We start from the raw sequence: 4,049 nt of genomic DNA, 5'->3' as shown, positions 1-4,049 counted from the left end.
GGGAGCCTGGCCCTGGCGTCAGCCTGTCGCTTTGAACGCCTGATGGCACCTGGGCAGCAGCCCCAGCGTGCACCCGTGGCCTCCACCCGAATGCGGTGAGGCCGATTGAATGGACCGCAGCGCCCCTTTTCATTGCACAGGGACACGCGCTGCGACAGCTGGGAGCCCTCCCCGTGATCACAGAACTTGAATTCAAAAGCCTGGCCAGCGAAGGCTATAACCGCATTCCGCTCATGGCCGAGGCCTTTGCGGACCTGGAAACTCCGCTCTCGCTCTATCTGAAGCTGGCGCACACCAAAGACGGCGGCAAGCACAGCTTCCTGCTCGAATCCGTGGTGGGCGGCGAGCGCTTCGGGCGCTACAGCTTCATTGGCCTGCCCGCCCGCACCCTGCTGCGCGCCAGCGGCTTTGGCGACCAGGCCAAGACCGAGGTGGTGACCGACGGTCAGGTGGTCGAGACCGCGCAAGGCAACCCGCTCGATTTCATCGAGGCCTACCAAAAGCGTTTCAAAGTGGCTTTGCGCCCCGGCCTGCCGCGCTTCTGCGGCGGCCTGGCCGGTTACTTCGGCTACGACGCGGTGCGCTACATCGAAAAGAAGCTGGAGACCACCTGCCCACCCGACACCCTGGGCTGCCCCGACATCCTGCTGCTGCAGTGCGAGGAACTGGCCGTCATCGACAACCTCTCGGGCAAGCTGTACCTTATTGTCTACGCCGACCCGGCCCAGCCGGAGGCGTATGCCAAGGCCAAGAAGCGCCTGCGCGAGCTGAAAGAGCAGCTCAAGTATTCGGTGAGCGCCCCCGTGGTCAAGGCCACCGAAAGCCACCCCGCCCAGCGCGACTTTGCCAAGGCCGACTACCTGGCCGCCGTGGAGCGCGCCAAGGAGCTGATTGCCGCAGGCGACTTCATGCAGGTGCAGGTGGGCCAGCGCATCCACAAGCGCTACACCGAATCGCCCCTGTCGCTGTACCGCGCGCTGCGTTCGCTGAACCCGTCGCCGTACATGTACTTCTACGACTTTGGCGAATTCCATGTGGTGGGCGCCAGCCCCGAGATCCTGGTGCGTCAAGAGAAGACCGACGAAGGCACCAAGGTCACCATCCGCCCCCTGGCGGGCACCCGCCCGCGCGGCGCCACACCCGAGAAGGACAAGGCCACCGAGGTTGAACTCATCAACGACCCCAAGGAACGTGCCGAACACGTGATGCTGATCGACCTGGCGCGCAACGACATCGGCCGCATCGCCAAAACCGGCACCGTGAAGGTGACCGAGGCCTTTGCCGTGGAGCGCTACAGCCACGTGATGCACATCGTGAGCAACGTGGAAGGCATCCTGCACGACGGCATGACCAGCATGGATGTGCTCAAGGCCACCTTCCCCGCCGGCACACTCACCGGCGCGCCCAAGGTGCACGCCATGGAACTCATCGACCAGCTGGAACCCACCAAGCGCGGCCTGTACGGCGGCGCCTGCGGCTACCTGAGCTACGCGGGCGATATGGACGTGGCGATTGCGATCCGTACCGGCATCATCAAGAACGGCACGCTCTACGTGCAGGCGGCTGCCGGTGTGGTGGCTGACTCGGTGCCCGAGCTGGAATGGAAAGAAACCGAACACAAGGCCCGTGCGCTGCTGCGCGCCGCCGAACTGGTCGAGGAGGGGCTGGAATGACCCTCGCTATCACCCGAGTCAAACCCTGCGCCACCATGCAGGACGTGCGCCGCGAAGTGAACGCGCTGGACGACGTGCTCGTGCCCCTGCTGGTCGAGCGCGTGGGCTACATGACCCAGGCCGCCCGCATCAAGCAAGGGGTGGAACAGGTGCGCGATGAAGCGCGCATTGAGGCCATCGTGGCCCGCGTGCGCGAGCGCGCCCAGGCCGAAGGCGGTGACGCCGACGTGATGGAAGCCATCTACCGCAGCCTCATGGAAGCCTGCATTGCCTATGAACACCGCGAGTTCGCCCGTCTGCGCGAGCCCGCCCTTGCCGGGAGCGCCGCATGAAACTCTTGATGGTCGATAACTACGACAGCTTTACCTACAACATCGTCCAGTACTTTGGTGAACTGGGTGCCGAGGTCGAGGTGTTCCGCAACGACGAGATCACCGTGGCCGAGATCGAAGCACGCCTCAACGCGGGCCAGCTCGACCGCCTGGTGATTTCACCCGGGCCTTGCTCGCCTGCGGAAGCGGGCATCTCGGTGGCCGCTATCAAGCACTTTGCCGGCAAGCTGCCCATCCTGGGCGTGTGCCTGGGCCACCAGAGCATTGGCGCGGCCTTCGGCGGCAACATCATCCGCGCGCAGGAGCTGATGCACGGCAAGACCAGCGTCATCACCACCACGCAAAAGGGCGTGTTTGCCGGGCTACCCGAGCAGTTCACCGTCAACCGCTATCACTCGCTGGCCATCGAGCGCGCCACCTGCCCCGATGTGCTGGAGGTGACGGCCTGGACGGAGGACGGCGAGATCATGGGCGTACGCCACAAGACGCTGGCGATCGAAGGCGTGCAGTTTCACCCCGAAAGCATCCTCACCGAACACGGCCACGCCATGCTCAAGAACTTTCTGGAGCAGCGCGCATGAGCTTCATCGACGCCCACCAGCTGGTGATGTTTATCGCCGCAGGCTGGCTGCTCAACCTCACGCCAGGCCCCGATGTGCTTTACATCGTGACCAACGCGCTCAAGACCGGCACCCGCGCGGGCATCGTGGCGGGGCTGGGCATCACGGCTGGGTGTTTTGTGCACATCTTTGCGGCCGCCGTGGGCGTGGGCGCGCTGCTGGCCGCATCGGCCACGGCGTTCACCGTGCTCAAGTGGATCGGTGCAGCGTACCTGATGTGGATGGGTGTGCGCATGCTGTTGTCCAAGCCCGGTGCCGACGGGGGCAACAGCGCAGCGCTGGCAGCCGCGCAGGCGGCCCCTGCGCAGCACACACCGCTGCGCAAGGTGTTCCTCGGTGGCTTCTGGACCAATGTGCTCAACCCTAAGGTCGCGATCTTCTTCCTGGCCTTCGTGCCGCAGTTCATCGCGCCGGGCGCGGACAACAAGGCGCTGGCCTTTGTGCTGTTGGGCGTGCTGTTCAACCTCAACGCCATCCCCGTCAATGTGGGCTGGGCGCTTGCGGCATCGTGGATGGCACGGCGCGCCGGGGTGATCCAGCGCGGCATGCACTGGCTGGACCGCGTGGCCGGTGCCATGTTCATCGGCTTCGGGCTCAAGCTGGCCTTCACAGACCAGCCCTCTGCATAAATACCAGGAGACATTCCATGCCCATTACCCCCCAGGAAGCGCTGCAGCGCACCATCGAGCACCGCGAAATCTTCCACGACGAGATGCTGCACCTGATGCGGCTCATCATGAACGGCGAACTCTCGCCCGTCATGACCGCGTCCATCATCACCGGCCTGCGCGTGAAGAAGGAAACCATCGGCGAGATCACCGCAGCCGCGCAGGTGATGCGCGAGTTCAGCACCAAGGTGCACGTCAAGGACGCGACCCACATGGTGGACATCGTGGGCACGGGCGGCGACGGCGCCAACACCTTCAACATCTCCACCTGCTCGATGTTCGTGGCCGCCGCAGCGGGCGCCAAGGTCAGCAAACATGGCGGGCGCGGTGTGTCCAGCAAAAGCGGCAGCGCCGACGTAATGGAGGCCCTGGGCATCCACATCAACCTCAAGCCCGAGCAGATCGCCCAGTGCATCGCTGAAGTGGGCATCGGCTTCATGTTTGCGCCCAACCACCACCCGGCCATGAAGAACGTGGCCCCGGTGCGCAAGGAACTGGGCGTGCGCACCATCTTCAACATCTTGGGCCCGCTGACCAACCCGGCCGAAGCGCCCAACATCCTGATGGGCGTGTTCCACCCCGACCTCGTCGGCATCCAGGTGCGCGCGCTGCAGCGCCTGGGCGCCGAACATGCGCTGGTGGTGTACGGCCGTGACGGCATGGACGAAGTGAGCCTCGGCGCCGCCACGCTGGTCGGTGAGCTGAAGAACGGCCAGATCACCGAATACGAGATCCACCCTGAAGACTTCGGCCTGC

The 4,049-nt window shown here is 64.8% G+C and carries 5 protein-coding genes; all 5 read left to right on the top strand.

What is annotated here, in order from left to right; translation table 11 throughout:
• The first annotated feature begins 173 nt into the window (after positions 1 to 173).
• Positions 174 to 1,673: an anthranilate synthase component I gene (gene trpE / locus DBR23_RS18065; protein WP_108499140.1), complete on the top strand. Its 1,500-nt coding sequence runs from the start codon at positions 174 to 176 to the stop codon at positions 1,671 to 1,673.
• Complete coding sequence (locus DBR23_RS18060) at positions 1,670 to 2,005, top strand: chorismate mutase (RefSeq protein WP_108499139.1); 336 nt, start codon at positions 1,670 to 1,672, stop codon at positions 2,003 to 2,005. Before trpE ends, DBR23_RS18060 begins: the two co-directional genes overlap by 4 nt.
• Positions 2,002 to 2,586: an aminodeoxychorismate/anthranilate synthase component II gene (locus DBR23_RS18055; RefSeq protein ID WP_056065297.1), complete on the top strand. Its 585-nt coding sequence runs from the start codon at positions 2,002 to 2,004 to the stop codon at positions 2,584 to 2,586. Before DBR23_RS18060 ends, DBR23_RS18055 begins: the two co-directional genes overlap by 4 nt.
• On the top strand, positions 2,583 to 3,254 hold the full coding sequence (locus DBR23_RS18050) for a LysE family translocator (protein WP_108499138.1): 672 nt from the start codon (positions 2,583 to 2,585) through the stop codon (positions 3,252 to 3,254). Before DBR23_RS18055 ends, DBR23_RS18050 begins: the two co-directional genes overlap by 4 nt.
• A gap of 17 nt (positions 3,255 to 3,271) precedes the next feature.
• The coding region (gene trpD, locus DBR23_RS18045; RefSeq protein ID WP_108499141.1) for an anthranilate phosphoribosyltransferase at positions 3,272 to 4,049 on the top strand (778 nt) is incomplete at its 3' end.

It is taken from the genome of Acidovorax sp. HMWF018 (assembly GCF_003061035.1).
In the GTDB taxonomy this organism is placed as follows: domain Bacteria; phylum Pseudomonadota; class Gammaproteobacteria; order Burkholderiales; family Burkholderiaceae_C; genus Acidovorax; species Acidovorax delafieldii.
The sequence above is the reverse complement of the archived record's forward strand: the minus strand, read 5'-3'. Positions and strand labels throughout refer to the sequence as shown.